The sequence below is a fragment of the Chloroflexus sp. MS-G genome (genome assembly GCF_000735195.1).
Taxonomy (GTDB): domain Bacteria; phylum Chloroflexota; class Chloroflexia; order Chloroflexales; family Chloroflexaceae; genus Chloroflexus.
Genome location: NZ_JPIM01000204.1, coordinates 1 through 3877, shown reverse-complemented (window position 1 = coordinate 3877; position 3877 = coordinate 1). Strand labels below are relative to the sequence as shown.

Here is a 3877-nt window from a genome sequence, read left to right as displayed (position 1 = left end):
TCAATCCCTACGCGACCGATCATACAGACCCGCGCCCCTAGCCGCGCTGCGGCAACGGCTTGATTCGCCCCTTTACCGCCTGGAAAGGTTTGAAAATGACTGCCGATCAGCGTTTCGCCCGGTAACGGATGACGCGGTGCATGGACGACCAGATCCATATTTAAACTTCCAACGACCACGATGGTAGTCATAAGCATCTCCTGTAACATGCTCATCCTTGGGCACGTAGCTCGAGCAAACGACCACTGCTGATCTGCTCAAACCGATTGGTAACGTGATCACCGCCCAGGATGAACTGTTTCACAACGTGATGCGGAATCGCAATCACTTCCAACGGCGTGATAGCAACAACTGTTGCCACCGGTAACGTTCCGCGTAATAATTCCATCTCGCCAAAAAACTCGGCTACCCCCAAATGGGCCACTAGTCGGGCAGGGCCGCGTGGCCCTTGTGCAGTCTCTTCCTGCCGCAAGACTGCCGCCTGACCACTGGCAATGACATACAGATAACCACCTGGTCGACCCTGGCGGACGATGATCTGGCGTGCGGCTACAGTTTTGCGTTCGGCATGACGGGCCAGTTCGCGCAATTGAGCACGTGGCAGGTCGGCCAGAAGGGGAGTACGTTCTAGCAACCGCATGCGGGAAAGTAATTCGGCGCCTTCAGCAGTGTGAGGTGCAGCTTCACGTAGCATCCGTTGCAATTCACCTGGCGGCAGGTAGAGTAACTCGCTCTCGATACTGGCGCGGTATTCGCAGTCGGTGACTTCTGGCCCTTGCAATTCACCAAAATAGTCACCCCGGTGCAATTCCTGTACTGTATCACCGTTGCGAGCAAGGATTTCGCCCGTCTCAATCACCCAAATGCCACGTGGTGGCTCACCGGCGCGCAAGATGACTTCGCCGGCTGCAACCCGTTGGGGCGCAAATGCGGCTGCCAGTGCCTGCAACTCGTGATCCTCGCAGGTTGCAAAGAGTTCGATCTGGCGCAGGAGGCGAATGCGCGCTTCACGGGCATCGCCAAAGGCCTGTGAAATCTCATGCGCCCACGGCAGACGGGCCAGACAATGCCGGTCGAGCGCTTCACGCTCCGGCCATGGGAGCGCATCGTATGCCGCCAGAAACGCCCGCCGGGCAAAGGTTCGACCAGCCAAAGTTTCAAGGATCGTTACTGCATAGCGTAAAATCTCAGCATACCGCGCCCCTTGCTCATCGAGTGGCAATGCTAGTACGGCAGGGCCAATCCGTACCTGATCGCGGTCAAAGGTCACTTCCCAGTTCGCTGTGGCCGCTAATACATCCATCCGATCATCGAGCGTGCGCGTCCGCTGTGCACCGTAATTACCCCGTAACAGGCGGTACAAACCGACATACATGTGTCTGAAAGCGTCTTGCAGGCGCGTTGTCTCGCCGAGGGCAGCCTGAAGTGGCCAGCTCAATCCAATCAGACTGATACTGCGCAGCGTAACGAGATGAGTCCCCCATGCCGCAGCCCACAAACCGGCCGCAATGACGAGCAGTGCCAGTGTCAGTGGTGTGTTGCGCCAGGCCGGTAACAATTCGAGCAGATAACTGCCGATCTGGAAGAGGATTCCCATCCAGAGCAATAGCCAGCTCCAAAAGAGGCGGGCATCGTACAGACTGATCAGTAGTGGCAGGAGGAGAGCCTGAGCAATAACACCGCTGTAGACAGGCAGCGCAGCAATCAACGCCCAAAGCGCACTATACTCCGGGTGAGCAATCCGAATCAGCTCAGCAGCAATAGTACCGGCTGGAAACGCCAGAGTCAACAAAACCGCACTCGCCATCAGTTGACTGCTGCGCTGCTGCTGCAAATCAACGTCGAGCAGCGCAACAAATCCGGCAAACAAGAGCAGCGCGTAACCGGCAACCTCCATCCCCGACCAGAGACGCACCGCGTCAGGAAGTATCAAGTAGCCAGCCTGGGCGATCAACTCGATCACACTAATCAGAAAAAAATTGGTCAGAGCGCGTCCAATCCACGCACCTTCATAGTCGCGTTGCAGGTACCACTGCACAACGACCGTCGCGATCCAGAGGCTCATCAGCAACATGCCAGTTTCGACACTTAACCCAACTTGAAGTGGTAACCATCCCAGCGTCATCGCCAGCACGCCAAATCCACTTGCTACAAACAGCGGATCTCGCGTGTAGCCCCGCCGCACCAGCCAACTGGTAATGGCCCGCACCGCCCCCCAGCCCGCCAGGACCACACCAATCAACAGGGGAGCGACTACCAACACGAAGAGCACAATTGCGACCAGTCGTCCGATCAATCCGCCTGACCAGAGTTCCGCGACCATGCTGGCGAACTGGCGTTGCCAGAAGAGTATCGCCATCACAACCGCCACACCGGTATACAGCGTGCTCAAGAGACCGTAGCCAGCGAAAATACGTTCTTCCCGGTTCAACGCAGTCCTGGCCCCTATCTTTTGCCATAGCGGCCCACCGATAAATGCCAGCGCCCGATTGCGAAGGTTCGGTAGGCGTAAGGCATCGACCAGGATAAAATAGCCGTCGAGTTCGAGGAGCGGGTTAAAGTTAAACAGCGCGGTCAGATACGACGCCGTTGCAATCCGCCGCATCCAAACACCGCCCACTGTCTCTGAAGCAGCCCATGCGATGATTGCAGCCAGCGAACCGATCAGCAGATCGCACAGTGGGCCAGCCAGCGAGACAAGGATGCGTGCATGGCGCGGAGCCAGCCAGATGTCACTGGTATCAACAAAAGCGGTAGGCATACCGAAATAGAGCATGATCCCGGCCCGCGATACTTGCCGACCAAAATGTTTGACGGCCAATCCATGGGCAAGTTCGTGCAGTGTAAGGGTAACGAACAACGCCATGCCCAGCATAAGCACATCGAACGCAAATTGATCGCCGCTGATCAAATCGCTACCGCTCACCCCCGGTAAGAAGTAACATACTGCGCCAGCGATTGTCAGCATCACAAGCATAACCGCAAAGATACGGGTAAACAGCCACCGCCCGATCCAGCGGTAAAGAAGATCGAAGAATTGATCTACATTCGTTATTGCGAAACTGCGGCCATGGGTCAGGCTCAACAGACGCTGCCCTAACCCTTCAGTAGTACGCTGCTCGAGATGATGACGGAGATGGCGATAGACCCCAACCGGTTTATCGGTGAGAAAGCCCTGAGAGCCCAACGACTCAACCAATCCGGCTACCGGCAACAACTGTTTGAAGCGCACAAAACCCATCGTTGCCAGTTGGGCAACGGTCTTCGTACCATCCATCGCATGCCAGAGTTCACGTTCGGCAGGACTGAGCCGGAGATAATGACCGCTGGGGCTACGTAAGACCGTGATCTGCTGATTACCTTCATGTAGCGTTTCCTCAATTACGCCCTCAATCCGCTGAGGTCGGTATCGCGTCGGATCGGCCCGCTGACGGAGGATACTCCATACACCACCTTCGCCAGCCGGATGGCTTTGCAGGCGGCGTTGAATGCTCTGGTAAAGCGAATTGCGTGGTACAGATGGTACGGCCACCTGTTCAGCCAGTGTCGTCCAGAGATGATGAGAGGGCAACAACTGCATCATAGATCAGGCTCACGGTTGTATCTCATCGCTATTAACGCAACGTCGCGATGGTATTTTCATCATAGCAGGTCTGTCCAGGTGTCAAAGTGCATTTGACCGCGCTCCTTCGTTCCTGCATGTAAGACGATTTCCGACCTACGCGATTGCCCAGGTACAGGCAACCCATCGGTTGGCGCATCACCCCTTCAGTTTCCCTGCTTTCGGGGGTGATGCTTGAGGGAACATAGCGTTGTCATCTCAGGGGATGATCAACAACCCGGATTTCTTGTTGGGAACGTACCGTGCGCCCCCTCA

The 3877-nt window shown here is 56.2% G+C and carries 2 protein-coding genes; both read right to left on the bottom strand.

Going from position 1 to position 3877, the window contains the following annotated elements:
- A partial coding sequence (locus tag JE47_RS0119710; RefSeq protein WP_236631325.1) for a PfkB family carbohydrate kinase occupies positions 1-191 on the bottom strand: 191 nt, incomplete at its 3' end.
- Between the two features lie 20 nt (positions 192-211).
- Positions 212-3583: a cyclic nucleotide-binding domain-containing protein gene (locus JE47_RS0119705; protein WP_031461385.1), complete on the bottom strand. Its 3372-nt coding sequence runs from the start codon at positions 3581-3583 to the stop codon at positions 212-214.
- Positions 3584-3877 lie beyond the last annotated feature (294 nt).

What these genes read in the sequence shown, in the direction of transcription:
- JE47_RS0119705 (WP_031461385.1), bottom strand. Translation starts at nt 3,583, where the DNA reads ATGATGCAGTTGTTGCCCTCTCATCATCTCTGGACGACACTGGCTGAA.